The organism is Streptomyces rimosus (assembly GCF_008704655.1).
Taxonomy (GTDB): domain Bacteria; phylum Actinomycetota; class Actinomycetes; order Streptomycetales; family Streptomycetaceae; genus Streptomyces; species Streptomyces rimosus.
In genome coordinates, this window is sequence record NZ_CP023688.1 from 8,777,868 (window position 1) to 8,803,406 (window position 25,539).

At 70.9% G+C, this 25,539-nt stretch carries 27 protein-coding genes and 5 pseudogenes; 18 read left to right on the forward strand and 14 right to left on the reverse strand.

Annotated features, from left to right (window positions below):
* Positions 1-204: 204 nt before the first annotated feature.
* From CP984_RS38365 to CP984_RS38380, 4 genes and pseudogenes are all read left to right on the forward strand, one after another.
* Positions 205-444, forward strand: coding sequence for a hypothetical protein (locus CP984_RS38365; protein ID WP_129820879.1), 240 nt, complete (start codon positions 205-207; stop codon positions 442-444).
* Positions 445-459: 15 nt separating this feature from the next.
* Entirely contained in the window at positions 460-2,586 is a 2,127-nt protein-coding gene (locus CP984_RS38370; RefSeq protein WP_129820878.1) for a glycosyltransferase, read from the forward strand.
* 126 nt (positions 2,587-2,712) lie between these two features.
* A pseudogene (locus tag CP984_RS38375) lies at positions 2,713-3,111 on the forward strand (substrate-binding domain-containing protein); the annotation flags it as partial.
* An 88-nt stretch (positions 3,112-3,199) separates the two neighbouring features.
* Entirely contained in the window at positions 3,200-3,415 is a 216-nt protein-coding gene (locus CP984_RS38380) for a hypothetical protein (RefSeq protein WP_003979532.1), read from the forward strand.
* Between the two features lie 104 nt (positions 3,416-3,519).
* Here the strand turns inward: CP984_RS38380 and CP984_RS38385 are convergent, their stop codons facing one another.
* Positions 3,520-4,329 (reverse strand): ANTAR domain-containing protein, encoded by an 810-nt coding sequence (locus tag CP984_RS38385; RefSeq protein WP_078575629.1) that lies wholly within the window; start codon positions 4,327-4,329, stop codon positions 3,520-3,522.
* 136 nt (positions 4,330-4,465) lie between these two features.
* On the opposite strand from CP984_RS38385, the gene CP984_RS38390 reads away from it, so the two are divergent.
* The 4 genes and pseudogenes from CP984_RS38390 to CP984_RS38410 all read left to right on the forward strand — a co-directional run.
* Positions 4,466-4,810 carry a helix-turn-helix transcriptional regulator gene (locus CP984_RS38390; protein ID WP_003979531.1) on the forward strand — a complete coding sequence of 115 codons (345 nt, stop codon included), beginning with the start codon at positions 4,466-4,468 and terminating at the stop codon, positions 4,808-4,810.
* A gap of 684 nt (positions 4,811-5,494) precedes the next feature.
* Positions 5,495-5,836 carry a hypothetical protein gene (locus CP984_RS38400; RefSeq protein ID WP_030658007.1) on the forward strand — a complete coding sequence of 114 codons (342 nt, stop codon included), beginning with the start codon at positions 5,495-5,497 and terminating at the stop codon, positions 5,834-5,836.
* Positions 5,837-5,893: 57 nt separating this feature from the next.
* Complete coding sequence (locus CP984_RS38405) at positions 5,894-6,256, forward strand: hypothetical protein (RefSeq protein WP_030179314.1); 363 nt, start codon at positions 5,894-5,896, stop codon at positions 6,254-6,256.
* 295 nt (positions 6,257-6,551) lie between these two features.
* Positions 6,552-6,809: pseudogene (locus CP984_RS38410) on the forward strand (SAM-dependent methyltransferase); the annotation flags it as partial.
* 158 nt (positions 6,810-6,967) lie between these two features.
* Here CP984_RS38410 and CP984_RS38415 read toward each other — a convergent pair.
* Together CP984_RS38415 and CP984_RS38420 are read right to left on the reverse strand one after the other, a co-directional pair.
* Positions 6,968-7,465 (reverse strand): annotated as a pseudogene (locus CP984_RS38415) (MmyB family transcriptional regulator).
* A gap of 156 nt (positions 7,466-7,621) precedes the next feature.
* Positions 7,622-8,254: a hypothetical protein gene (locus CP984_RS38420; RefSeq protein ID WP_030312058.1), complete on the reverse strand. Its 633-nt coding sequence runs from the start codon at positions 8,252-8,254 to the stop codon at positions 7,622-7,624.
* A gap of 128 nt (positions 8,255-8,382) precedes the next feature.
* On the opposite strand from CP984_RS38420, the gene CP984_RS38425 reads away from it, so the two are divergent.
* From CP984_RS38425 to CP984_RS38435, 3 genes are all read left to right on the forward strand, one after another.
* On the forward strand, positions 8,383-8,814 hold the full coding sequence (locus tag CP984_RS38425) for an Hsp20/alpha crystallin family protein (RefSeq protein ID WP_003979526.1): 432 nt from the start codon (positions 8,383-8,385) through the stop codon (positions 8,812-8,814).
* Between the two features lie 99 nt (positions 8,815-8,913).
* Positions 8,914-9,309 (forward strand): DUF2267 domain-containing protein, encoded by a 396-nt coding sequence (locus CP984_RS38430; protein ID WP_030178222.1) that lies wholly within the window; start codon positions 8,914-8,916, stop codon positions 9,307-9,309.
* Between the two features lie 112 nt (positions 9,310-9,421).
* Positions 9,422-9,802, forward strand: a complete 381-nt coding sequence (locus CP984_RS38435) for a DUF2267 domain-containing protein (RefSeq protein ID WP_237526473.1) — start codon at positions 9,422-9,424, stop codon at positions 9,800-9,802.
* 359 nt (positions 9,803-10,161) lie between these two features.
* Here the strand turns inward: CP984_RS38435 and CP984_RS38440 are convergent, their stop codons facing one another.
* From CP984_RS38440 to CP984_RS38450, 3 genes are all read right to left on the reverse strand, one after another.
* Positions 10,162-10,863: a DUF3159 domain-containing protein gene (locus tag CP984_RS38440; RefSeq protein ID WP_100246464.1), complete on the reverse strand. Its 702-nt coding sequence runs from the start codon at positions 10,861-10,863 to the stop codon at positions 10,162-10,164.
* 150 nt (positions 10,864-11,013) lie between these two features.
* The gene (locus CP984_RS38445; RefSeq protein ID WP_003979521.1) at positions 11,014-11,739 is read right to left on the reverse strand and encodes a DJ-1/PfpI family protein; all 726 of its coding nucleotides are present in this window, start codon (positions 11,737-11,739) and stop codon (positions 11,014-11,016) included.
* 333 nt (positions 11,740-12,072) lie between these two features.
* Positions 12,073-12,360 carry a hypothetical protein gene (locus tag CP984_RS38450; protein ID WP_129820877.1) on the reverse strand — a complete coding sequence of 96 codons (288 nt, stop codon included), beginning with the start codon at positions 12,358-12,360 and terminating at the stop codon, positions 12,073-12,075.
* 41 nt (positions 12,361-12,401) lie between these two features.
* Here CP984_RS38450 and CP984_RS38455 point away from each other — a divergent pair, with 41 nt between their 5' ends.
* Both CP984_RS38455 and CP984_RS38460 read left to right on the forward strand, forming a co-directional pair.
* The gene (locus CP984_RS38455; protein ID WP_129820876.1) at positions 12,402-12,812 is read left to right on the forward strand and encodes a hypothetical protein; all 411 of its coding nucleotides are present in this window, start codon (positions 12,402-12,404) and stop codon (positions 12,810-12,812) included.
* A gap of 63 nt (positions 12,813-12,875) precedes the next feature.
* Positions 12,876-13,184: a hypothetical protein gene (locus tag CP984_RS38460; protein WP_051738650.1), complete on the forward strand. Its 309-nt coding sequence runs from the start codon at positions 12,876-12,878 to the stop codon at positions 13,182-13,184.
* 568 nt (positions 13,185-13,752) lie between these two features.
* On the opposite strand, the gene CP984_RS38465 is transcribed toward CP984_RS38460, so the two are convergent.
* The 4 genes from CP984_RS38465 to CP984_RS38480 are packed head-to-tail and all read right to left on the reverse strand — an operon-like array spanning position 13,753 to position 16,929.
* Positions 13,753-14,040, reverse strand: a complete 288-nt coding sequence (locus CP984_RS38465) for an HNH endonuclease (RefSeq protein ID WP_078575630.1) — start codon at positions 14,038-14,040, stop codon at positions 13,753-13,755.
* A gap of 43 nt (positions 14,041-14,083) precedes the next feature.
* Positions 14,084-15,310 carry a cytochrome P450 gene (locus CP984_RS38470; protein WP_003979516.1) on the reverse strand — a complete coding sequence of 409 codons (1,227 nt, stop codon included), beginning with the start codon at positions 15,308-15,310 and terminating at the stop codon, positions 14,084-14,086.
* Between the two features lie 43 nt (positions 15,311-15,353).
* A complete protein-coding gene (locus CP984_RS38475) occupies positions 15,354-16,730 on the reverse strand; it encodes an NAD(P)/FAD-dependent oxidoreductase (RefSeq protein ID WP_003979515.1) in 1,377 nt (458 codons plus the stop codon).
* Positions 16,720-16,929: a ferredoxin gene (locus tag CP984_RS38480; RefSeq protein WP_003979514.1), complete on the reverse strand. Its 210-nt coding sequence runs from the start codon at positions 16,927-16,929 to the stop codon at positions 16,720-16,722. Before CP984_RS38480 ends, CP984_RS38475 begins: the two co-directional genes overlap by 11 nt.
* 542 nt (positions 16,930-17,471) lie before the next feature.
* On the opposite strand from CP984_RS38480, the gene CP984_RS38485 reads away from it, so the two are divergent.
* A complete protein-coding gene (locus CP984_RS38485; protein ID WP_003979513.1) occupies positions 17,472-18,164 on the forward strand; it encodes an alpha/beta fold hydrolase in 693 nt (230 codons plus the stop codon).
* A gap of 399 nt (positions 18,165-18,563) precedes the next feature.
* Positions 18,564-19,817 carry a cytochrome P450 family protein gene (locus tag CP984_RS38490; protein WP_003979512.1) on the forward strand — a complete coding sequence of 418 codons (1,254 nt, stop codon included), beginning with the start codon at positions 18,564-18,566 and terminating at the stop codon, positions 19,815-19,817.
* Between the two features lie 203 nt (positions 19,818-20,020).
* Here the strand turns inward: CP984_RS38490 and CP984_RS42715 are convergent, their stop codons facing one another.
* Positions 20,021-20,155, reverse strand: coding sequence for a hypothetical protein (locus tag CP984_RS42715; protein ID WP_255304246.1), 135 nt, complete (start codon positions 20,153-20,155; stop codon positions 20,021-20,023).
* A gap of 306 nt (positions 20,156-20,461) precedes the next feature.
* Here CP984_RS42715 and CP984_RS38500 point away from each other — a divergent pair, with 306 nt between their 5' ends.
* Together CP984_RS38500 and CP984_RS38505 are read left to right on the forward strand one after the other, a co-directional pair.
* The gene (locus tag CP984_RS38500; protein WP_003979510.1) at positions 20,462-21,310 is read left to right on the forward strand and encodes an oxidoreductase; all 849 of its coding nucleotides are present in this window, start codon (positions 20,462-20,464) and stop codon (positions 21,308-21,310) included.
* The gene (locus CP984_RS38505) at positions 21,310-21,924 is read left to right on the forward strand and encodes a TetR/AcrR family transcriptional regulator (RefSeq protein ID WP_003979509.1); all 615 of its coding nucleotides are present in this window, start codon (positions 21,310-21,312) and stop codon (positions 21,922-21,924) included. The genes CP984_RS38500 and CP984_RS38505 overlap by 1 nt, the downstream gene beginning before the upstream one ends.
* Positions 21,925-22,157: 233 nt before the next feature.
* Here the strand turns inward: CP984_RS38505 and CP984_RS38510 are convergent.
* Positions 22,158-22,322 (reverse strand): annotated as a pseudogene (locus tag CP984_RS38510) (helix-turn-helix domain-containing protein); the annotation flags it as partial.
* Between the two features lie 2 nt (positions 22,323-22,324).
* Between CP984_RS38510 and CP984_RS38515 the strand changes: the two are divergent.
* Positions 22,325-23,241: pseudogene (locus tag CP984_RS38515) on the forward strand (NAD(P)/FAD-dependent oxidoreductase); the annotation flags it as partial.
* A gap of 53 nt (positions 23,242-23,294) precedes the next feature.
* On the opposite strand, the gene CP984_RS38520 reads toward CP984_RS38515, so the two are convergent.
* Together CP984_RS38520 and CP984_RS38525 are read right to left on the reverse strand one after the other, a co-directional pair.
* The gene (locus CP984_RS38520; RefSeq protein ID WP_032920171.1) at positions 23,295-23,927 is read right to left on the reverse strand and encodes a transglycosylase SLT domain-containing protein; all 633 of its coding nucleotides are present in this window, start codon (positions 23,925-23,927) and stop codon (positions 23,295-23,297) included.
* Positions 23,928-24,077: 150 nt separating this feature from the next.
* Positions 24,078-25,505 (reverse strand): alkaline phosphatase family protein, encoded by a 1,428-nt coding sequence (locus CP984_RS38525; protein ID WP_003979507.1) that lies wholly within the window; start codon positions 25,503-25,505, stop codon positions 24,078-24,080.
* Between the last annotated feature and the right edge of the window lie 34 nt (positions 25,506-25,539).

Here is a 25,539-nt window from a genome sequence, read left to right on the forward strand (position 1 = left end):
TCCCATGGCTGATGCAGCAGCTCACCCGCCCCGCGGCACGCCCGCGCTGAACGGCCCCCGCCGGCCCCCTGCCGGTTCCCTGGCCCCTCGCCGTCCCTGCGGGTACGGCCCGGCCACTTGGGGGGTGCGGACCAGCCGACCGGCGGACGCGGTCCGGATGACTGCCGGATACGCGTGGACCCCTCCGGCGACCAGCCTGAACGCATGCACGACAACCGACACGGCCCACAAGGGCACGCGCCTGCCTCGCCCACCCCCGGCACGGCCTTTCGCGCGCGGCGCGTGGCGGGCCGGCCCTTGCCGCACGGGCGCACCTGGGGTGGCCGGGAAGCCGTCGTCATCGCCTGCGTCGCGGTGGCCGGAATCCTGGTGGTCCTGCGTCCCGACCTGTTCTCCGGCCTGGTCGAGCGCGCTGTGGCGCTGCGCGCCCGGCTGGTCGGCTGAGTGGGCGACGGGGCCATGAAGATCACCTTCCTGCTGCACGACGCCTACACGGCCGGCGTCGCGGTCCGGAACACGACCAGCCTCGCCACCGCCCTCGCCGCACGCCACGAGGTGGAGATCGTCTCCCTCTACCGGACCGCCGACCGGATGCCGTTCGCGGTGGCCGAAGAGGTGACGGTGCGGGCGATGGTCGACCTGCGTCCCGCCTCCCCGCACTACGCGGGCACCATCGTCGACCAGTGGCTGCCCGGCGCCGTGTGCCCGTACGACACGGCCTACACCGGCCCGACACCGCCCAGCAGACTGGGCGAGGACCGGCTCGCCGCCCACCTGCGCGACACCGACGCCGACGTGGTCGTGGCGACCCAGCCCCACGCGGTCTGTTTCCTCGCCGAACACGGCCGCGCCGATCACCTTCGGATCGGTCAGGAATACCGGGCCCACGCGTCCCACCGCGCCCCGCTGCGCCGCGAACTGGAGGCGGCCATCGCCCGTCTCGACGCCTACGTGTCCTTCTCCCGGGCCGCCGCACGCGCGCACCGCGCCGCGCTGCCCCACGCTCCGGTGCGGCTCACCAGCATCCCGGTGTGTTCTCCCGTACCCGGTGCCGAACCCTCCACCGGCAACTCGAAAGTGGTTCTGGCGGCCGGCCGGCTCCTGCCGGCAGAGGGCTACGACCGGTTCCTGGAGGCCTTCGCCAAGGTCGCGAAGGTGCATCCGGACTGGAGCCTGCGCATCCACGGACGCGGTGGGGAACAGCAGCGGCTCCGACACCGCGTCGAAGAACTCGGCCTGCACGACCACGTCCTGGTCATGGGGACCCCTGCCCCTACGGATGCGGAGTGGGCCAAGGGCGCCATCGCCGTCGTGTCCGGCAGTGGCGCCGATCTGTCCGGCATATCCCTCGTGGAGGCGATGAGCTGGGGGCTGCCGGTGGTGAGCACCGACAGCGGCCACGCCCCCCGCGAACTCATCACGCCTGGTCAGAACGGGCTTCTCGTCCCGGACCACGGCCCCCTCCAGGACACCCTGGCCGACGAGCTCCGCCACCTGATCGAGAACGAAGCCGCACGCCGGCGGATGGCCGGGACAGCCCGGCGCACCGCCGAACGCTTCCGGCCCGAGCTGATCGCCGCACAGTACGAGGCACTGTTCACCGACCGCGCTACCGCACGCGCCGCGGCCGGGAAACGCTCGTCGCGGAACGCCGGTGGTGGCGCGCGGTGGCGGCGTCGCGTACGACTGCTCGTCAGCCGCCTCGGCCCCGCACAGCTCGCCCCGTCGTTGCCCACCGTGGCCTGCCGGGTGACGACGGACGGCTCACTCGTCTTCGCGCTGCCCCCACGGCACCTCGGGCCGGGAGCCTGGAGCCTCACGCTGCGGCCGCGCGACCCCGAGCGTGCCGAGCCCATCCAGCTTCCGGTCGAACGCGATACGGCAGAAGGCGCCCGTTCTCTGCACGTCACCCTCGACAAGCGCGTATGTGAACTCGCCGAGGGCGATTGGGACGTACTGCTGGCCCGGTGCGACGGCAGAGCCTCACGTCCCGTCCGGGCAGGACTGATCGAAACTGCACACCTCCTGGAACCGGCGCACCAGCTCTCCTCGTGGCGAGAGGGCATCAAGACCTGGATCCCGTACCCGACACCGAACGGGACGCTCGCGCTGCGCGCCTGGCACAGACCCGCACACGCCGAGGTCGTGACATGCGCCGTCGAGAACGAGACGCTCCGGCTTACGGGACAGCTCCTCGGGTGGAGAGCACGCGCTCACCACTACCGGTTCCAGGCCCGACTGCGCGGCGCGCCCGAGCGGGTCTTCGAAACCTCCTGCCAGGTGGATCAGGACGGCCGCTTCGGCGTCGATGTGCCCTTCTCTCCGGTCGCCGGGCACCATCCCGGAAGGGAGGCGGTCTGGGAACTGTTGCTGCGCGCGTACGGGGGCGGGCCGGAGGTCCGGCTGGGCATGGTGACGGGCGACCTCGTGGACCACCGCCATCTCCGCCAGTTCCCGGTGGCCGGATACGCGGGCCCCGACGGCGAACTCCTGTTCCGTCCCCGGCTCACGCGCGAGCACGACCTGGTGCTCGCAGCCGAGACCGCGGCGGCCGACCGCCCGCACGACCTACGGCTCCGACCATGACCGCGACCGGCTCGCCGGCCGCGAGCGAAGGGGCGGATGTTCGGCGCCTTGCGGGCAGTCCAGGCGTCGGTGCCGAAGAGGAAGGGAGCGCGGTGAGCGGCTCCGGCAGGTTGATCTGAACTCGGGAGGGACACCGCGTTCGAGACCACGCTGCGCGAACTCGGACTCGACGGCCCCCGGCAGTTCGCCGCCGGATTCGCGGGCGAGGAAGGGGCCCGCGCCACCCGCTCCCTGCTGCTCGCGCCCGACCGTCCGACCGCGATCCTGTACGACAACGACATCATGGCGGTGACCGGTGTCGGCGTCGCTGCCGAACTGGGCATCTCCGTACCCGACGGTCTGTCCCTGCTGGCCTGGGACGACTCGCAGTTGTGCAGGCTCACCCACCCCACGCTCTCGGCGATGAGTCATGACGTGCACGCCTTCGGGGCCGAGGTGGCCCGGGCCCTCTTCGACGTGATCGCTGGCCAGGACGTCGCCTCACGTCCGGTCCCGCGGCCGGCCCTCACCCCACGCGGCTCCTGAGAGCGGCCTGGCGCCGGTCAGCGGCCCGCTCCCGCTCGTCGGCCCGGCGTTCTCTCAGGTCAGCGGCGTCTTCGCGGGCGTCCGCGAGGTGCTCTCGCTGGTCGGCGGCCTCATCACGCTGATCCGCCAGCCGTTCCCGTTCGTCGGCGCGGCGCTCGCGATGTTCGACCGCCTTTTCGCGCTCGTCGAGCAGCCGCTCCCGCTCGCCGCACGGGTCCGCGGCGGTGCCTGGCAGATCGCCCGATCGATCGCTTCCCACCCGGGCAGTATGCGTCGTGTGTACGAGGCTGTGCAGTCTCGGTGAGGTGGAGCTGGAGCGCCCGGCGCAGTGGGCCGGGCATAGCCGGGGCGGTCTTCGCCGGGCGCGTACCTCGCCCGTCCGGCACCGGTGCGGGCTCGCATCGGGGGCTATGCCTCGCGTGATGCGGTGCGGATGCGCTGACCGGTGACACCGCTGCGCTGGGACGGTGCTGTCGGCGCGGCGGTGCCGGTGGCCTTGATTGTGGCAACTGCCGCTGCGAGCTGTGTCTGTGTGTCTTCGGGCAGTGCGGTCCCCTGGACGCTGTCGGCGAGGTCCTGGGCTATGCGGTGGAGTTTGGTGTTCGTCTTCTGGGAGGTGGCGACCAGGACGGCCCAGGCGTCTTCGGGGCTCAGGGTGAAGGTGGCCATCAGGATGCCGCGGGCCAGGTCGATGGCCGGGCGGGTCTGCATGGCGCGCCGCAGGTGGATCACCTCCTCCTGCAGTTCCTGGTCGGTGCTGTGCGGGACGCGGTCCGTGATCGGGGAGTGCGCCGCGTCCTGGCCGTCCGGGCCGGGGGCGGTGAAGAGGCGCCGGGTGCCGGTCAGGTCCAGGATGCGGTCGATGGCGCGGCTGCTGGTGCGCAGGGTGACGGTCTTGTTCTGGTCCAGGGCCTGGCTGCGCAGGTGCAGCAGGGTGCCCAGGCCGGCGCAATCGCAGAAGTGCACGGCGTCGAGATGGAGGTCGAGGCCGCGGACGCTGTGGTCCAGGGCGGTGAGTGCGACCGGCTCGATGTGCCGGCCGGTGCCCAGGTCGAGGTCCCCCCAGATCGCGATGTCGGTGCGGTCGCTGTCCGCGGCCACCTCGATGGCCACCAGGCTCGGTGCGAGCTGCGCCGCCGGCGCGGACTGCGGGGTGTCGCCTCCGGCGTCGCGCCTGGTGAGGGGGGAGGTGCTGTGTGCAGGCTCCGGCTCCGGCATGGCCTTCCTCTTTTTCTGTGTCGGCTCACCTGCCTTCGCTTCCAGGCTTGCCCATCCAGCTCATTCACGTAAACCAATACACGAAGAAGAGTACATGTATTTCTGTGCGTGAACCATTGGTCGTTAGTATCGAGGTATGAGTGACGTTCCCGAGCCGCACACCGGATGGACGTTCGTGACCAACCACGCCCGGGTGCTGGCCGCCATCGCCGACAACCACCACGCCCGCATCCGTGACATCGCCGCGTACTGCAGGCTGACCGAACGCGCCGTGCAGAAGATCATCACCGACCTGGAGGGCGACGGCTACCTCTCCCACACCCGCGAAGGCCGCACCAACACGTACCGGATCGAACCCGGCAAGATCCTGCGCCACCCGGCCGAAGCGGGCCTGACCGTGGCTTCCCTGCTGTCTTTGCTCGTGCGGGACGAGGCCGGCCGCGGACCTCATGACGGGTATCGCCGGGACGGCACAGCCTGATTCAGGGGCGTGTGCCGGCGGCCCTGTGCCCATCGGCCTGCCGCGACTCGTGTCCAGGCGCAGCGGTGGCCTGCCTCAGCTCCCTGGCCGGGGACACCCTGTCGCGGGCGGAGTCCAGCCCCGGCGAAGGCGCCCCCGAGCTGTGAAGCCTGGGCCACTCGGTCGTCAGGCATATTCCGGCACGCGGCGAAGAGGGTGGTCTCCTCCTCGACTGGGCCGGCACCGCGCCAGGTGTGGCCGTCCCGGGCCGGAAAGCGCACCGCGGCGGCAACGCCGGGAAGGACCTGCATCAACGGCCCGGGCCCGGTACGCATGATGAGCCTGCGTGCGGCCGGTGAAGGCCCGGCCAGCAGCAGCTGTCCGCCGACCGAACGCGGACGCATCGCCGGCGCTTTCCTTCTGTAGCTGGACGACCAGCACACCGCCCTGGCCGGCCTCACTCAAAACCAGGTCGATTTGTGGCTGATTGTGGCTGACCGGCCCGCTCGAACGCCGCCATGCTCGCCCCTTCCTGCGCTGGGCCCACCAACGCCGTCTGACCGGCGCGTACTACGTCAGCCCGGGGCCCGCGGCGAGGCCCACACCTGGTTCAGCGACACCGAATACACCACTCACCTGCAGCACTGCCTGTGCGACGACACCCTGCCTCTGGACATACTCGACGTACGGGCAGCAGGAGCCCTGATGCTCCTGTACGGCATGCCGCTCTCCAAAATCACCGAGCTGACCACCGACCGCCTCCGCGACGGCCACCGCTCGCCCGCCGCCCTCGCGGCCGAACTCCGCCGCCCTCACCTGCCCGCCCACCCCAGCCGCAAGACCGCCCTGCTCGCCCTGGCCAACGACCTGCCCGCTGCCGTCCTCGGCGACCTCCTCGGCATCAGCATCACCTCGGCCCCGCAATGGACCCGCCGCGCCACCCGCGACCGGCCGGCAACCAGCTCCGATCGATGTGAGGGCCGGGCAGGTGCTGTCGGGGCATGTTTATGGCCCCCCAGCCGATGTTGTGTTGTCCGGTTGGCGTAGTCGGTGATGTCCCCGTGGTGCCGGAGTCGTTGTCGGCATATGCCCACACACAGAGCCATGACCGCACTCGCCCTCACCGTCGCGACGGCGGGTGTAAGCATGGCCGCCGCGCCCATCGCGTCAGCCGGCGGGTTCGGTGTCCTTCTCTCGCCGGCGTTCGGCACGCTGTGCGCCAACCGGCCGGACGCGCACGCGAGCGGAGCCACCACGACCGGGAGCGGGCCTGTGAGCAACAACCTGGGCGAGGTGCCGTTCACCACACCACTGAACCACTGCGGCGGGGCTGACCTGCCCGGGAACCGCCAGGGAAACGAAGCTCCGGATGATGATCCCGGCATCGAGTACATGGCTAACCAGTCCCCCGGTGACACCAGGTACCCCGGGGGCGGGCAAGCGGATTTCCTCAAACTGTTGAGGTAGAGCCCAACCGATGAGCCGGTCTACTCCGGTGAGAGCGGCCATCGCCGCTTTCGGCTGACTGACCCGCAGAACACAGTAGGGAGCGTTTGGTCCTGTGGTGGGTGTTTGGTTCCGGGGGCAGGTGCCTGGGCGCCGCTGACGGCAGGGCGGAGACCCGCGACGCTTGCGGTCACGTCGGCCGACGATCTGCCGACGCGGCTTCCTGGCGCTGCTGGACTGATCTGCCACACCTCGGCCATAGGCTGTGTGACCCGAAGATCGAGACGGGCGGCACAGCAGGCCCGGTGGCGAACCGGTCCTGCCGGCCCGGATCAGCGCGCAGTCGGCGGCAGGCAGTCGGATAGGGCTGCCGCTGGGCACGCGCGGAGTGATCGAGCGCTTCGGCGCGGCCGCCGAGCCGGGATCGGCGGCGTCCCTGTGGGTCTCGGAGTTGCCCGACGACCCGGTGGGCCGGCTGGTCGGGCACGGCCGGGAGGCCGACAGCCACACCCTGCACGAGCGCGCTGCCGCCTACGGCCGCCCGATCAGCACCCCGCCGCAGCGCGAGGAGTAGTTCGGCGGACTGATCTCGGCGGTCCGCCGGTAGAGCTGAGCCTGGACACGTCAGTTGGAACCAGTGAGGGTCGGTGAGCTGTGATTCCTGGTCCGGGGACACGTTTGTCGGCACCGATGGGTCACGCTTCTTGCGACCAACCGTGAGTTGGGGCCCCTTCATCGTGCGCACAGCCGGTCCAGGGACGCGCGGCTCTCCTCGTCCGCGGCGCGGTAAACGAGCAGGCGCAGTCCCGGGTCCTGGAGCGGTAGCAGGACTTCGAAGTCGACGGTGATCGCACCGGCGACCGGATGCCGCAGCACCTTCCGGCCGCGTCCGTTGACGCCGGCCTCCCGTTACGAACACAGGCGGGCGAAGTCCTCGTCCTGCATGGCGAATTTGGCGATGAGGCCGGACAGGTCCCGGTCTTCCGGGTGGGCGGCCGATGCCGCGCGCAGGTGGGCGATCCCGTCCCGCAGCGTTTGCTCCCGGTCGGCGTAAAAGCCGCGCATCGCCGGGTGCAGAAGGCACAGCCACATCGCCTTGCGCCGTGACGGCGGTACGGCCTCGAAATCCGGTAACAGCCGCGCCGTCTCGGGGTGGCAGGCGAGGATGTCGTAGCGGTGGTCCAGCAGCATGGCCGGCAGCGGCGAGAGGCCGTCGACCAGGCGGGCCAGCGATGGCGCCGCACCGGCGGCCGGCCCACCGGTGGTGCCGGGGCGGCGGCGTCCGGCTGCGGACCGCCCTCGTGGGGCTCCCCGAGCCGGGCCTCGACTGTGTGCCGCGCGGCACCCGTTCCAGGCTCCGGCGCAGCGGGACGCGACGGGTGGGCCTCAGGAGGGTGTGAGGGTGTCGATACGGGCGGCGAGGTCGGGGTGGGCGGCGGCCAGGTGGGGGCGGGTGGCGGTCAGGGGGGCGATGAGGTGGAGGGGGTCGTCGTGGGCGAGGGCCGCGTGGAGTTCGCCGAGCGGGTGGCGGGCGGCCGGGGGAAGGTCGGTGAGGGCGGTGATCTGGCCGGCGAGGCGGCGCAGGTCGGCGGCGTTGGCGCGGGCCCAGGCGGCGGTCGTACGTTCGGCGGCCCGGGCCTGGCGGGTGGCCGTCACGCGTTGCTCGCCGGTGGTCCCGGCCGGGCCGGGGCGGCCGCGCAGGTAGCGGCGCTCGGCGGCCTGGCGGCTGGCGACGCCGAGGGGCCGGGCGAGATCCGCCCAGCTGGCTCCCGCGTTGCGGGCTGTTTCGATCAGGCCGGTCTCCCACCCGGCGAGCTGCTCGCGCACCTGCCGCAGCAACATCAGGGAGGCCAGCGCCTGCTCCGGTTCCGGGCCGGGGTCTTCGGGTGTGTCCGGGGCGTCGCGCTGGGCGTCGCGCAGGGCGTCGTCGATGGCGTTGAGGGCCGCCGCGGCGGCGAGGAATGACGCCGGGCTGTGGGCGTTCGTGCTGGTGGCGGACTGCTGGTCGGCTGCGGTCACGGGCACCTCCCTCGGGTTGTCATCAGGTCGACGACATCATGTTTGTCATCCATCGGATGACATGTTACAACGGTGTCCGTGAGGCGCATTGGCAGCAACGGCCTGGACCCGCTGGAGGTGTTTTCACGATGTTGATGCGCACTGTCCCCTTCCGTGAGCTGGACCGGCTGGAGCAGCAGCTGATGGGCCCGGGCACCTGGTCCCGGCCGTGGGCGATGCCGATGGACGCCTACCGCGAAGGCGACGAGCTCGTGATGGTCTTCGACCTTCCGGGTGTCACCGCGGACGCGATCGACATCGACGTCGAGCGGAACAGACTGTCCATCAGGGCCGAGCGGCGCCCGGTGGCGGAGGCCGACGACGTACAGACGGAGCTGTCCGAACGGCCGCTGGGTGTCTTCTCCCGTCAGATCGTGCTCGCCGACACCCTCGACACCGAGCGCATCCAGGCCGACTACGACGCGGGTGTGCTCACCCTGCGCGTCCCGATCGTCGAGCGCGCCAAGCCCCGCAAGATTTCCATCGGCGCCGGATCCGGCCGCAAGGAGACCTCCGGCTGACACCGGCCGGACGGGTGCGGAGGCGGGCACCTGATCTCCCCCTTACCCCGCTCTCCGCACCCTCATGAGCAGTCCGAAGAAAAAGGGGTGACGGCCGCGATGACTCTGCGATGCGAAGCGTTCCTCGGTCACGTCAAGGAACGCGGCGAATACGGCACTTTGGAGGAAGCCGAGCGCGCGGCCCGTGTGGTGCTCGCCCTCCTCGGCGCACACCTGATCGGCGATGTCCGCGCCCAGCTGGCAGCGCGCCTGCCCGAGGCGTTCGCCCTGATCCTGCTCAATCCGCTGCAGAGCGCCGAGCCGCTGTCCCCGGAGCGGTTCGTCCGCGCGACCGCCGCGTGGATCGAGGGCGCCACCGAGCAGACCGCGGCCTGGGACGTCAGCGCCGTACTGTCCACCGTCGCCGACGCCGCCGGCGAGGACCTGCTGGGCCAGATCCTGCTGCAGCTCCCGGACGGCTACGACCTGCTCTTCGGCCGCCCCCAGCCCACCTGACCATCCCGCACGCCGGTGCCCGCACACCGGCCACAACAAGAAAGGCAACACCCCAGTGCTCACCGACCGGTACGCACCGCCCCAGCAGCTGTACGGGACGGCCTACGAGCAGATGCTGGAAAAGGTCCGCTACGAGGGCGCCTACCCCACCCGTGAGAGGGCCGAGGAAGCCGTCCGCCTGGTGCTTGCCGGACTGGGACGCCAGCTCACCGGCGACGAACGCGTCGACCTGGCCGCCTGCCTGCCCTTCGAAGCCGCCCGTGTGCTCACCACGCAGATCCCCGACCCCCAGCCGCTGACCGGCTGGGCCTTCGTCAAAGACCTCGCCGCCCGCACCGGCGCCTCCCTGGCCACCACCCGCTGGGACACCGGCTCCGTCTTCTCCGCCGTCGCCGCCTGCGCCGGCCCCGACCTGATCACCCGCATCCTCCACCAGCTCCCCACCGGCTACGCCCTGCTCTTCGGCCGCGCCGAACTCACCCCGGCCGCGTAGACGGCGACGTGCGTGCCCGGGGCGGGCGCGCCGACCGCCGATCGCTGCCCGCTGTTTCCCGGGCCGGGGAGGCGAAGACGGTGCCGGGCGCACGTTGGCGGTGTGCCCGGCACCGGTGGGGCGGTGGTCAGTGCAGCGGCCGCTAGCGCCGACGTCATCTGGCGCCCTTGAGGCGGAAGACGGTTTTCAGGGTCAGTCCGAGGAAGCCCTCAAGAGGACCAGGACGATGCGCAGGACGACGTCCCGGTCGGGGACCGTCTCGCCCGTCGGGGACGGCAGTGATCCGGTGCGGCGGGGCGCCGCTCAGCGGCCGACGGGCGGCACCGTGGGTCTCGCTCCGTAACGCTTCTTCCGCGTCGTCACGCCTCGGCCCCCGCGTACTCCGACTCCTGCCTGGCCGCCTTGCGGTACCGGGTCACGGCCATGCGGGACAGGAGGAGGGAGGCGGCTGTGACGGCGAGCCACAGGGGTCCCATGAGGATGTGCAGGACTGCGAGCCAGGCGATCTCGGCCTGGCGGTAGAGAATCACCTGCGCCACCAGACTCGCGAGGCTCACCACCGAGATGAGCAGGGTCGCCGCCCCGTAGAAGCGCCTGAGGGGCCGGTACGAGCGCCACCGCGGCGGGCCGCCGACCAGCCGGTTCGCGACCAGACCGGCCAGCGGGCGGCCGGCCGCCATCGACAGGACACAAACCACCGTCGCCACGGCCGGTATGAGGATCGGCAGCAGGAAGAATCCTTTGGCCTCCCCGGTGCCGGCCGCCACGGCCGCACAGGCCACCGCCACCAGCGCGCCGATGACGGCGTGCCGTACCTGCTCCTTGGCACGCAGACGCCAGGCGAGGACGACGATCACCGTCACCGTGGTGGCCACCAGGGCGAGCCGCAGGCCGCCGAGACGGTCGGCGACGACGAACACGAGGGTGGGAGCCGCGGTGGCCACCAGTCCCGAGGCGCCGCCGAACCGTTTGATCACCGCCTTCCCAGGGCTGAGGCCGGAGCCCGGGAGGGGGCTGTGGAGGGCGCCCCCCGTCGAGACCTCGCTGTGTGGTGTGTCCATGGCTTCCTTCCGTTCGCCACAGTTGCGGCGGGCAGCCCGGGCCGCCGGGGCGGCACGTGCTCGGTTCCCGGTCCGCGCCGGAGGATGGCGCGCCCCGCCGTACCCGCCGTGGCAGGCAACGTACGGCGGGACGCGTAGGCGTGCGAGGTGTCAGGCCGAAACGGACGCGGACGACGGCATGCCGGCGGCGCCCTGCGCCGTGTCGAAGGGGCTGGGCTGGGGGACCGCCCCCCGGTCACGCCACACCACGCCCCGGCGTTCGTGCGCGAAGAGGTGCTCGACGGCCAAGGCGATCTTCGGGCCGATCTCCCGGTCCAGCAGGTGCAGGGCCAGGTCGAGACCGGAAGTGACGCCTCCGGCAGTCACCAGGTCACCGTCGTCCACGACGCGGGCGCGGACGACGGTGACGCCGTTGCGGGCGAGCACGTCCACGCCCTGTTGGTGGGTCATCGCGTTACGGCCCTTGATGAGCCCGGCCATCGCCAGAACCAGCGAACCCCCGCAGACCGTGGCCACCGTGGTGCCGGGCGTGGCGAGGGCCTTGGCCAGCAGCCCCGGAAGCGCGGTGGTGAGGGAGTTGCCGATGAGGACGGGGATGGTCGCGCCGGACGGTTCCCCGGTGGGGGCGTCCGTCCCCGCGGGCAGCGTGCCCGCCGCGCCGGGGACGACGATCAGGTCCGCGCGGCCCGGGTCCAGCGGGGCAGCGGCCGTCAGGGATACGCCGGGAATCCCACTGGGAACCTCCCTGGCCCCCTCGGCGCTGACCAGTTCGACCCGCACCTGGTCGGTGAAGTTCCCGGCGGCGCTGAACACCTCGTACGGGGCGATGACATCCAGCGGGTCGAAGCCGTCGAAGAGCACGAACTGGGCGAGCATGGCGCTTCTCATTTCTTCCGGGACAGCCGGTCTCCTGACCGCGCCCCTCACGCTAAGCAGCGCGGCAGGGGCGGGCCATGGGCTGAATCGACAGTCTCCAACGGGATCTCGCCAACGCTATGAGCTGCGGGTTCTTCCTGCTGACCGGCGTTGGACAGGGAGCCGGCCGTTGGCGGGAAAGGCAGCCCGTGCAGCGCATTGGGGGGCCGTCTTCGACAGCAGAAACTGAGGAGAGCCATGGCAACCCACTTGGCCACGGCCGTGCAGAACGCGGTGTGCGACACCGCGGTGGACTACGTCGACAGCGGCGCGACGCGTCGGCACCATCAAGATCTATACGGCCGCGATGCCGTCCAGCGCGAACACTGCGGTCAGCCGCCAGACGCTGCCGGCCACGTTCGGCTTGCAGGATCCGGCGTTCGGCTGCGCGTCGGCCGGCGTCGCCACGCTGGCCGGTACGCCCATCACGACGACCGGTGCCGCCGCGGGGACGGCGGCCTGGTTCCGCTGTGCCACCAGTACGCCGGGCACGTGCTTCGACGGCAGCGTGACGGCGACCGGCGACGGTGACCTCCAGCTCAACACGACGACCATTTCCGTCGGTGTCAACGTACAGATCACGAGCGGGACGTTCACCATGCCGTCGGGGAGTAGTGGCCATCGTGTTCCGGAACGCCACGACGGCCGGGGTCGGGTCCGCATCGACCGGCGTGATCCACGTGCCGTCCGGGGTGGCCAACGGCGTCATGCTGCTGCTCGCGATTGCGCTGGAGGAGTCGGGAGCCTCCCCAGCGGTTACGGGGTGGACGCAGGCCGCCACGGTCAACGGCGGCGGCACCCAGGACAATGCGACCCGGGCCTGGTCCGGCTCGCCGCCGCGCGAGCAACTCGCCACAGCAGAGCAGCGCATCGGCGCCGCGCTGGACATCGTGGAGCACGCGCCCGCCGCCTGGTCGCGCGAGGCGGACGCGGCATGGGGCGAACTGATGTGGTGGGCTCGTCGGGTCGAAACAGACAGCGTTCGACGGAGCGGCGAATGGGTCGTCGGCGGAGGGGGAGCGTTCACACGCTGATCACTCGGTACGACCTGATACGACGCAAGGCCGGACCCGCCGCGCCGACGACATGGAGGAAGTATGGACGAACTGATCAACTACGAGGATGCAGGCCGAGGTTGCTTGGTCTGCCCAGACTTCATACAACCGCCATGCAGAAGCGACGTTGAAGCCGTTGCACACTTGTCCCAGCACAGCCCGGAAGAGTTGGCGTTCGCAATGCTCAAAGAGAACGCGTCGGTTCAGCACTTCCTGACAGTGATCGACCAGCCCGGCGGAACCCGCACCGAGCGGCACGCAGAAGAGCTACTGGGAGAGGTCGAGGACATCGCAGACCACTGTCCCGCACGGCCCTCCACGGACAAGCCAGCCCCCACCCGCCCCAAGTAACACCCGCGCGCGCTGGCTCGTTTGGAGTACACCCCGCGGCACAGGGACCGGCTGTACGGGCAGAACGAGGACGGGATGCCGTCCCATTCGGAGCTGACCGCAACCGACGTGACAGACCTGATCACGTCACTGGAGCAGGTACGTGCCCGATGGCGCGGCACTGGCTCCGGGCCCGAATGGTGGGAGCGATGACCGCCCGCGGAGGTCCGTTCGTGCGATCAGCGGTGACCTACCGCGCCGATCATCGTTCGCAGAACATGGCCACTCGTAGGGCAGTCACAGCGCTTGCCGTAGCCGCAGCAGCCATCGCAACCGGATTCGCGTCGGCGGCCCCCGCAGCGGCAGGGGGCATCATCGTCATCGCGTCGCCCTCACACGACAACACGTGTACGAACCAAGGGCACGCGACCCAACGGGGAGCGACAACGAGCGGGAGCGGAAGCGCCGGGGGCATCCTCGCCGCACTGCCGGTCTCTGGGCCGCTCAACCACTGCGGGGGAGCCGACCTGCCTCGCACCCACCCCTTTCACTTGCACGGGCATAGTTTCGGGTGATCAACGCCCGGCGTTCACATTCCGAACTCCGTGCCGGTCTTGAGCTGGTGGCACCCGACGCACAACACCTGAACGTTCCCATCCGTGTCGGTCCGTCCCGTCTCAAGGGGCCGCATGTGATCGATTTCCACCACATCTGCGGGGAAGTCGTTCAAGCACCAGTCACACCACCCCGACCCGCGCTCATCCACCCGACGGCGGAGCCGCTGCCCTTCGAGCCAAGCGGGGAACATCCCGACCTCACTGGTGCCCCGCAGACGTTCTCGCTGCATCACGCGCCGGCACTCATCCTTCGGGAGCATGGTCGGCGCTCTGTACTTGGATTCTACGAGAGCATCACCCGAGTCACCCTTTATTTCGAGGCGACGCCAAATCGAGGGGCAGGTGCCGAGGACCGCGCAGGAGGGCGCTGTGGCGGTAAGGGGGTGGGTCTTCGGTGAGCGTTGCTGTGCTGAGGTGGGGCAGGAGTGCCGTGAGGGCGGTTTGGGCTTCTATGCGGGCGAGGGGGGCGCCGTAGCAGAGGTGGATGCCGCTGCCGAAGCCGAGGTGCTGGTTGTCCTGGCGGGTGGGGTCGAACCGGTCGGGGTTCTGGAAGCGCCTGGGGTCGCGGCTGCCCGAGGCCACGGCGAGTACCACCGGCACGCCCTTGGGGAGGGTTGTGCCCGCGACGTCTATGTGGGCGAGGGGTACGCGTTGTAGCAGGTGTACGGGTGGCTCGTAGCGCAGCAGTTCCTCCACCGCCGTGGGCATCAGCTGCGGCTCCCGCAGGAGTCGGTCCAGCTGGTCGGGGTGGCGCAGCAGGGTGAGTACGCCGTTGGTGATCAGGTTGACGGTGGTCTCGTGTCCGGCGACCAGCAACAGGACTGCGGTGGCCGCCAGTTCCTCGCGGATGAGCACGCCGTCCGCGGCCGGGGCGTTGACGAACGCGGAGAGCATGGTGTCGTCCGGCTGTCCGCGGCGCCGCTCGGCGAGGTCCACCAGGTAGCGGCCCATCTCCGTGCGGGCCTGGGCACCGGCCCGTTGACGCTTGTCGGCGTCCTCGCCGGACCGGACGTCGAAGGCGTCGATGATCGTGGTGGACCAGTCACGGAAGACCGGCTCGTCCTCGCGCGGGACGCCGAGCAGCCGGCAGATCACGGTGACGGGCAGCGGGTAGGCGAAGTCGTCGACGAGGTCGAGGTGCGTACGGCCGCGGAACGCCTCGGCCAGTTCCCGGGTGATACGGGCGATTTCACCGCGCATCGCGTCGACCCGGCCCGGGCTGTGCGGTGGCCCGAACGGCCGCATGGCCAGCGCGCGCAGCCGGTGGTGCTCGGGGTCGTCGAGCCGGAGGAAGGGGACCAGCGTCTCCTCGTCCTCGCGCAGACCGTGGTAGGGCGCGGCGCGGTTGCGGCGGTCGGAACTGAGCCGCGGGTCGTGCAGCAACGCGACGATGTCGTGATACCCGCCGATCAGGTAGCTGCCGTCCGTCTGCCGCGCCACGCCCGCCTCGCGCAGCTCCGCGTACAGCGGGTAGGGGTCGGGACGGCTGGCGTAGTCGGTGATCCGCTCCAGCAGGGTGTCGACGGCCATGACGGCTCCTCGGACGGGAGGGACTGACAACAGAGCTGAGGAGTCAGGTGCCGGAATGCCGCACGGTGAGCCGGCGGTCCGGCAGATGACCGGTGAGCGCGACGGTGGGGCCGTGGGAGAGCCCCGCGGGGTCCGGTACGTCGGAGGGCACCGGGAGTTCGCTGATCAGCGGGTGGCCGTCGGCCGCGCCGGGAGCGGGCGGGAACGGGGCGGCGGTCTCGATCAGTCGCTGGTAGTGCTCCAGCCACTTGCCCATGTCGACGGTGACCGCGGCGGTGACGCGGCCCTGGTAGCCGTAGACCGCCGCCAGCCGGCGTTCGGCCACCGAGCCTTGGGCGACGACCACCTGGTCGGAGAAGGTGGGGACGCCCACGGACTTGATGCTGATCCCGAAGTGGTTCGACCAGAACACCGGAACGCCGAGGTGCGGACGGCGCAGCGGCCCCGGGCTGACCATGTTGTGGGCCGCCACCTCGGCCTGGGCGACCGCGTTGCCCCAATGTTCCAGGGAGAGCATCTGGTAGTCGAAGAGCGGATGCGGGAAGCGGGAGACGTCACCGGCCACGAAGACGTCGTCGGTGACGATCCCGTACCGGGTGAAGGCACGGCATCCGGCGTCGCAGGCGACTCCGTGGGGGCCCGCCGCCAGCCCGGAGTCCGCCAGCCATTCGACGTTGCGCACCGCGCCCAACGCGATGACGCACACGTCCGCGTCGATGCGGCTGCCGTCGGAGAGATCCGCCCCGGTGAAGCGGCCCTTGTCGTCCCCGCGCAGTGCGGTGACCGTCACGCCGCAGCGCAGGTCCACGCCGTGGGCCCGTTGCAGGCCGGCGGCGAGCTTCGCCAACGTGCCGCCGAGCGCGCCCACCAGCGGTCCGGGGCCGCGTTCGGCGACCGTGACCTCGATGTCCCGTTCCCGGCAGGCCGAGGCGATCTCCGAGCCGGTGAAGCCGCCGCCGATGACCAGCACCCGGCGCGGACCGGCGGCCAGCCGGTCGGCCAGATGCGCGGCGTCGTCGCGGGTACGCACGGCCAGTACCCCGTCCAGAGCGGCCTGTTCCGGGTGGGGCCAGGGGCGCGCCCGGGTACCGGTGGCGATCAGCAGCCGGTCGTACGGCAGCGCCTCGCCGCCGGCCAGCAGCACACGCTTGCCGATCGGATCGAGCCCGTCGGCGCGTACCCCGAGCCGCCAGTCGGCGTCCACGTCCCGGCGCATCGGCAGCCCGGTGCTCTCCGGGGCCGCGGTGCCGAGGAGCACCTGCTTGGTCAGCGGCGGCCTGTCGTACGGCGGCCACGGCTCCTCGCCCAGCACGGTCAGCGAACCGGTGAAGCCCTCGTCGCGCAGCGTCTCCGCGGCGCGCAGTCCGGCCAGCGACGCGCCGACGATGACGATCCGGCCGTCCCGCAGGTCACCGGGCACCGGGACTCACCGCCTCTCCCATCAGGATCGCCTGCACCGGGCACGCCGCCGCGGCCTGGCGCACGCGCTCCATCTGGTCCTCGGGAACGTCCGGGCGGTACAGCAGGCTCTCCTCCCTGGGCAGCCGGAAGACCTCCGGCGCGAGGAAGACGCATTGCGCGTACGCCTGACAGCGGGTGAGGTCCACGACGATCTGCATGGCGTGCCACTCCCTCCGTCGCCTCGGCTCCCCGGCCCTTTTCCGGTTCGGTGCGGGGCAGGGCTCACCGGCTGCTCCAGGAGCGGCGGCGCAGCAGGGCCGTCGGCGTGCGGCCTGGGCCACCTGCCGTCCGCGAGCGCTGCCCACGGGGTGCCCGTGCGGTGCAAATCCCGGAAGGGGCCGATTCAGGAGCCGTGCGGCAGTGTAGGCGGCTCTCCGGCCGGGCGACCCGGCCGCGGGCGGGTTTCAGATGCCTGGCAGACCCGACAGCAGGGCACCTGGCGTAGCCGGTCTCGGGAGCCGCGAGAGGTGGGTCACGAGCACGGGAGACAGGCCGCCACACGATGACCAGGGCGTACGCAATGCTGATGGGATCGCGTCGGCGGGAACGGCGTGGGAACGGACCGAGACGGGTACCGCCCAGCAGTCACCGATGCGGTACGCATTCGCCGAACTACGTCACCTGACGGATTCGGCCGCTCGTGCTTCCGCCTAGCTTGCTTCGCGTGGCTGCGACGGCCGGACACCTCGAAGGAGACGTCATGGGCACTGGTCCGGAACCGGGAAATGTCGTTCTCGTCCACGGAGCCTTCGTCGACGGAACAGGCTGGCAGGGGGTCTATGACATCCTCAAGCGGGACGGTTACGGGGTCCGCGTCGTCCAGAACCCGACATTGTCCCTCGAAGGAGACGTCGCCGCGGTGCGGCTGGTGCTCGACGCACTGGACGGGCCCGTCGTCCTGGTAGGCCACTCCTACGGCGGCGCCGTGATCTCAGCGGCGGGCCATCATCCGAAGGTGTCGGCGCTGGTGTACATCGCCGCATTCGCGCCGGACAAGGGCGAGTCGGTCAACACCCTCATCGCCGATCCGCCGCCGGGTGCTGCGGTCCCGCCCATTCTGCCGCCGAGGGACGGTTTCCTGTTCCTGGACCGTGACAAATTCGCGCACTCCTTCGCCGCGGACCTGCCCACCGAGCAGGCGGAGTTCCTGGCCGACTCCCAGGTCCCCTGGGGCGAGGAGGCCCTGTCCGGCGCCGTGGCGGAACCGGCCTGGCGGACCAGGCCGAGCTGGTACCTCGTCGCGACGGACGACCGGATGATCCCGCCGCCGGCGCAGCGCGCGATGGCGGAGCGGGCGGGCGCCCGGGTCGTCGAAGTCGCCGGCAGCCACTCCGTGTACGTGTCGCGGCCCGCTGAGGTGGCTGCCTTGATCAGGCAGGCCGCTGGTCACTGACCGGGGAAGGCCCCGGCCCCGGAATCAGGTGCCGGGACTCAGGCGGTCACCGGTGGCAAGCCGGACAGCACCTCAACGGGAACGTCCGCGCGTACCCCAGTGGCGTTGTCCACCGCCTAGTGGCGTTGTCCACCACCTTCGCGGCCGCGGGCGCCGGTCCACAGGTACCCAGCCGCGTCCGCTGCCGGGAATCCGTGTGTTGCAGTCCGCGGCCGTGTCGCGGATCCGAGGGAGCCGTAGCCTGCTCCCTCGGGCGGTGGATACCGTAGTCGGTGCAGCCCGTGACATCGCCGTCGTAGAAGGTGGCTGGGCCGGCTGTCAGCACCGCACCGGAGCAGTCCCATTCGACCAGGCCGTTCCCGGGCCCGGCCCACGGCCGCGGACTTCAAGGAGTCCCGCATGGATGAGTCGCCCGTCTTCGTCCTGGATCCCGCAGGCCGTGACCGGCACGGTGAGGACGCCCGGTTGCGCGCCCGTGGCCCGCTCACCCGGGTGGACGTGCTCGGCGTCGAAGCCTGGGCGGTCTCCGACCCTGTTCTGCTGCGTCGGCTCCTCATGGACCCGCGCGTCTCCAAGGATGCCCGCCGTCACTGGCCTGCCTATCCCGGCCGGATCGCGGGGGTCTGGCCGCTGGAGCTGTGGGTGGCGGTGGACAACATGTTCACCGCCTACGGTGACGAACACCGTCGGCTCCGCCGCATCATCAGCCAGGTCTTCACCGCGCGGCACGTCAACGCCCTGGCACCCGTCATCGAACGCATCGCCGGAGAGCTGCTCGACGGCCTTGCTGCCACACCGCCCGGTACGCCGGTGGACCTGCGTGAACGCTTCGCGTCGCCGTTGCCGATCAGGGTCGTCAGCCACTTGGTGGGCCTGTCCGAAGCGGACGGGCCACGCTTCCGCCGTACCGTCGACAAGGTCTTCTCCACCAGTCTGGACCCGGTGGAGGCAGGCGCCAACGTCGCTGAACTGTACGCGCTGCTGACCGGCCTGGTCGCCGCGAAACGGGCCGAGCCCGGCGACGACCTGGCCTCCAAGCTCATCACCGCGCGGGACAGTGAGGGCGACGGATCACGTCTCACCGAGACCGAACTGATCGACACTCTCCTCCTGGTGATCAACGCCGGGTTCGAGACCACCGTCAACCTGATCGACCAAGCCGTCACGGCCTTGCTCACCCACCCCGGCCGGCTCGCCCTCGCGCGAGCGGGCCGCGTCGGCTGGCAGGACGTCGTGGAGGAGACGCTGCGCTGGGAGGCCCCGGTACCGTACCTGCCCATGCGCTACGCGGTGGAGGACATCCCGCTGCCCGGCCACGGCCCGACGATCCGCAAAGGGGACGCGATCCTCGCCTCGTACGGCGCCGCCAACCGGCACCCGGACCTCCACGGTCCCACCGCCGATCAGTTCGACCCCGCCAGGACGGACAAATCCCACCTCTCCTTCGGACACGGAGTGCACGCCTGCCTGGGTGCCGCACTCGCCCGGCTGGAAGGCACGATCGCCCTGCGCGGCCTCTTCGAACGCTTCCCCGATCTCGCTCTCGCCGTCCCGGCACACCGGCTGCGCCCCCTGCCGAGCTTCGTCTCCAACGGCCACCGCGAACTACCGGTTGTGCTCCGCTCCGCGCCGGCCGGGGAAGCAGGGGGATGAAAGCCCCGGATGTGTGCCCCGTGCACGGGACACTCGTATCTGGGTTCGGATGCACGATGGCGGTACGGCACGGCCGGCGGGTCGTCGCGCGAAGCCGAGGTGATCACCCGGGCCGCCCACGGTGATGGCCCTGTCCTCGTATAGCTACGGCCAGGTGGCGAGTGGCCCTGCGGAGCGTTCTGGGCTGCAGACTCGGCGGTCCATCAGTGCCGAGCGTCGGCTATGAGGGAGTTGACGCGGTTCTCGTACTCGCGGCGGGCCTTGCGCTGAGCCGGGACCGCTGGAACGCCGTGGCCGAGGTCGAGCGGCTGGCAGCGGGAGAGGAGCCGGCGGTGCACGGCGGGGAGAGCGGTGACGGGCAGGGTGTAGCCCTGGCCGCGCCGTACGGTTCTTGGTAGCAGCCCGTGCCGGGCCGGTCGGCTCCGCGGCTGTCGTTGTGATGACTGCGGCGCGGTTCTGGTTGACGGTTTGGCTGCTGGGCCTTGACGGCGCCGATCCGGGCGGTGCGCGGTACGTGGATGGCCTGGGGTTTCATCCCGGGAGCGCTACCGGAATCGACACCATGACGATAAAAATCGACACCGTGTAGACTTTTGCTGAAGAGGGCGATCCGGCTCTCCCGAGGCCTCTCTGGAGGAAGAACCGTGGAGAAGCGAAACTGGCTCATCACCGGCGTCAGTACGGGCCTTGGTCGTGCCTTCGCCCAGGCCGCCCTGGCCGCCGGGCACACCGTCGTCGGCACCGTCCGCTCCGAAGCGGACCTGCGGTCCTTCGAAGAGCTCAGGCCCGGGCGCGCTCACGGCCGAATTCTGGACGTGACGGACGATGACGCCCTATTCGGCGTGGTCGGGGAGGTCGAGAGCAGCGTCGGTCCGCTGGACGTGGTCATCGCCAACGCCGGCTACGGCCTGGAGGGGACCTTCGAGGAAACCCCGCTGGCCGAGGTGCGGCGGCAGTTCGAGGTCAACGTGTTCGGGGCAGTGGCCACCCTGCAGGCAGCGCTGCCCCACATGCGCCGGCGCCGCCGCGGACACCTGATGGCCGTCACCTCCATGGGTGGGCTCATGGCCGTGCCCGGCATGTCCGCCTACTGCGGCAGCAAGTTCGCCCTGGAGGGCATTCTGGAGGCGCTGGGCAAGGAGGTCGCGCAGTTCGGGATCCACGTGACGGCGATCGAGCCCGGCTCCTTCCGTACCGACTGGGCCGGACGGTCCATGACACGCGCCGCGCAGTCCATCGACGACTACGACGAGCTGTTCACCCCCATCCGTGAGGCGCGGCAGAAGGCCAGCGGGAACCAACTGGGCAACCCGGCCAAGGCCGGGGAAGCGGTCGTGCACATCACGTCGGTCGATCAGCCGCCGGCCCACCTCGTCCTGGGCTCGGACGCGCTGCGGCTGGTCAGCGCCGCGCGCACGGCCGTGGACGAGGACATCCGCGCTTGGGAGCAGCTCTCCCGTACGACCGACTTCGCCGAGGGCGCTCAGCTCTGATGCCCAGCTACCACCCCGCGCGCAGCCGGCGCGCCACCGAACGCAAGGGCGATGTCCGGGAGCGGGCCATCCTGGACACCTGCGAAGCCCTGCTGGCGCACAAGGGCTACGACGCCATGACCGTCGGCGGCATCGCCCAGGGCGCCGGCATCACACGCGGCGCCCTGTACTTCTACTTCGGTTCCAAACAGGAAGCGGTCACGGCACTCGTGGCCCGGACCGTCGAGCACCTGTGGGAACGGTCCCGGACCACCGCGCAGACCGACGAGCCGCGCCAGGCCATCGCAGCAGCCATGCAGCGCACGGTCGAGCTGTGGAACGAGCACGGCCTGGTCATGCGCACGGCGATCGACCTCTCACTGACCGTGCCGGAGATCGGCGAGCTGTGGAACCACACGGCTGACCTGTTCATCGCGGCCATCACCGCCGTCCTGGAGCGCGCCGGCGTCCAGGCGGGCACCGCACCGGACCAGGCGTCGTCGATGGCACGCGCCCTGTGCTGGATGATCGAGCGGACCTTCTACCACGCCTCGCAGAAATCCCGCGACGAGTTGCAAAAGGCATCTGCGACCTGCGAACACATCTGGCTGATCAGCGCCGGCCTGATCAACTGATGCATCTGGTGCGGACGATGAGGCGCGGGACCGGCCCCCGTGACTCCGAGGCCCACCGTCCAGGCACTCCGCCAGCGGGAATCCCACGAGGCACAGCGTCCTCTCCCAGTCCGGTACACGGGAGCTGGTGTCCACTCCCATGTATGGGTCTTCCAGACCGGGTTGCGAGATCTGAAGGTCACTTACGGGACAGCCCTTGCACCGGCCCGCTAGCTCAGCTGTTGTCAGAGGCATCAGCCGGAGGATCTGCCCAGCACAATTCTCCACACCCGGGTCGCCACCTGGAGATTCAGCCGGTCTTCGACGTCTGCGAGATCGTTGCCGCTGATTTCGCGGATGCGCCGCAGCCTGTAGCACAGTGTGCTGCGGTGGATCGCGAGGGATGCGGCGGCCTCGTCGCCTCACCACGGTCACCGTCGACGCGGTGGCCACCGGAGGCCAGGCCGCCAGCTCGTCGCGCATCGAGAACTACCTCGGCTTCCCGTCGGGCATCTCCGGGGGCGAGCTCATCGAACGCGCGGTGCTCCAAGCCCACAAGTTCGGTGCCCGCCTCATGGTGCCGGCCCAGGTCACGGGGCTCAGCCCGCAGGACGACGAGTACGTCGTCACCTTCACCGACGGGTCCAGGGCGCGGGCGGGCGCCGTGGTGCTCGCCTCGGGCGTGTGGTACCGCAGGCTCGAAGTGCCCGGCCTCGACCGTCTGGAAGGCATCAGCGTCTACTACGCGGCGACGGTCCACGAGGCCAGTCTCTGCCGGGCGGATCCGGTCGCCGTGGTCGGCGGTGGGAACTCCGCCGGGCAGGCGGCGCTGTTCCTCGCCAACCACGCGTCCAAGGTTTACCTCCTCGTCCGGGGTGGCGATCTCAACGCGGACATGTCGTGCTACCTGGTGGACCAGGTGGAGCGGCACCCCAGGATCGAGGTGCTGCAAACAACGCAAGCCATGAGTGCCACGAGCTGCAGGCCGCGGCGCTGTTCGTGTTCATCGGGGCCCGGCCGCGCACGGAATGGCTCAGGGGTGTGCTGGCCCTGGACGAGAAGGGCTTCGTCCTCACCGGCGCCGACGCCCAGGCGGTGGCCGACGCGAACAAATGGGCCTCGCTGGGCCGCGATCCGATGCTGCTGGAGTCCACCCTTCCCGGGGTCTTCGCCGCCGACGACGTCCGAAGCGGTTCGGTCACACGCGTGGCCTCGGCGACCGGTGAGGATGCCATGGTGATCCGCCTCGTGCACGAGCACCGGGAACAGGCGGGCAACCTGGTCCGCTCCGTGGGCCCCGAGGGGCCTCGTCCGGCAGCGGGTCAGTCGGTGCCCTGACGGTGACCGCCCCTGACGGGCCTCAGCAGGCGGCCCGATACATCACAGAAGAGTCAGTTGCGCTGAAGAGCTTGTTGGGCCGTGGCCCAGTTGTCGTGCAGACGGTCCAGGTACGACTGGGCCTGGGGGCCGGGTGCCGTGCCTCGGGCAAAGGCCCGCATGTTGCCCGCGCCGGTGTTGTAGCCCAAGGCCAGCAACTCGTCCCGGGACAGCGATCCGCTGCGCCGGGCGGGCAATTGCGCGTCCAAGTCGTGCAGATACCACGCCGCTGCCTTGATGGCGAGATCCCGATCGTCGGGCAGCTCGTGCCAGTCGCGGTCGGCGAAGTCGCGTCCGCGCTTGGTCTGGTCGAAGGCGGCCCTGTGCATGTTGGCGATGCCGAAGGCAGCATCCGGTTTGCTCCGCTGCCAGGCCCGTTCCCACGCCGGGTCGTGCGGCTTGTACGCCTCGTTGTACAGGATCGCCATCAGCAGACGGGCATTCACGCCGGCCTGGCGGGCGTGCGTGACCACCTGGGGCGCGAAGCGGGACGGGTCGTACTCCTGGGCCCGCGGCGAGGCGGCGGAGGCAGTCGTCGGCGTATCCGGTGTCCGGCCGGAGCCGGCCGGAGTACAGGCCGAGCCTGCCACAGTGAGGACGAGGGCCGTGACCGCCGTCCGTACCAGAGCGCAGCGCCGCGTGGTCACCGTGTGGCCGGCCTCCCTCACCAAGTGCGTACTCCCGTCGTCGGCTCCGTGCAGCGACGGAACCATTATCGGGGACAGTGGGCCGCAGGCGGACGAGGGCGCGGGGAACCGCCGGCCGTCTGCCGGTGCTCCCCGCGCCCCACCGGTCGCTCAGCGCCGTCCGCGCCGCCCGGGTTCCTGGCCCGGCGGCTTCTGCCCGGTGCCCGGGAACGTCGGCTTCGGGAGGTGCGCGACCTCCCACTGGGCCTCCTCCAGCTGCTCCTCGGTGCCGTCGGGCAGCCACGGCGGGCGGTGCGCGGGGCTGCCGAAGCCGAAGGCGGAGGTCAGGTCGCCGAAGGTGGCGCGGCGCCAGTCGCTGATGTTGGGCTCGCGCACCCCCGTCCAGCGTTCCAGGAACCGCAGTACGGAGGTGTGGTCGAAGGCTTCGCCGGCGGCCCAGCCGCCCACCGTCCACGGTGAGACGATCAGGCACGGGACGCGAAAGCCGCCCCCGATGGGCAGGCCGCCCACGAACTCGTCGGGCGTCCCGGCGGGCGGCGACGGCGGCGGCACGTGGTCGAACAGGCCGTCGTTCTCGTCGTAGTTGAGGATGAAGGCGGTCTTGCGCCACACCTCACGGTTGTCGGCGATGGCCTCGATCTTCTTCGCGACGTAGTCGGCGCCCGCGGCCGGGAGGTAGGCGGGGTGCTCGGACTGGTAGCTGGTGGGGATGATCCACGACACCGCGGGCAGCCGGTCGTTGCGCGCGTCGTCCTCGAAGGTGCCCGCGGGCAGCCGGCGCATCCCCCGCTCGTACAGCGGATCGCCCGGCTTCGCGTTACGGAACCGCTGGAACTCCTCCAGCATGTTGCAGCCGTAGTTGTCCTGCTCCTGGTAGACCCGCCAGCTGATGCCGGCCTTCTGCAGGCGCTCGGCGTACGTGGTCCAGCGGTACGGGCCCGGAGCGGTGTTGCTGATGACCGGGCCGCCGCGGGTGCCGCCGGGGTCCAGGGTGCCGGTCATCCAGTACAGGCGGTTGGGCCAGGTGGGGCCGAGGACCGAGCAGAAGTAGTTGTCGCAGACGGTGAAGGCGTCGGCGAGGGCGTACTGGAAGGGGATGTCCTCGCGGGTGTGGTAGCCCATCACGTACGGGCCGTTGACGCCGTCGGCCGCCCGGTGCGCGGGCAGCCAGCGGTCCATCTTCCCGCCGTTGAGCGCCTCGTGCTGGACGAGCCAGGCGTGGCTGGTGGAGGGGATGGCCTGGGCGCTGCTCTCGTGGGTGTTCAGGCGGAAGGGCAGCAGGTAGCCGTCGGGGTGTTCGGCATCCGGCTGGTAGAAGACCGGGCGGCCACCGGGGAGCTGCGGCGCGTGCGGGTCGGCGAAGCCGCGGACGCCGCGCAGGGTGCCGAAGTAGTGGTCGAACGAGCGGTTCTCCTGCATCAGCAGGACCACGTGCTCGATGTCGCGCAGCGAGCCGCCCCGCACCGGGCCGGCCGCCACGGCCGCCTGGATGCTGGGCGGCAGCAACGACAGCGTGGCGGCGCCGCCGACCGCACCGGCGGCGCCGGTGAGAAGTCTGCGACGGGTCATGTCGGGCATGAAAGCGCTCCCTCCTGGGACACACGGGCCCGTA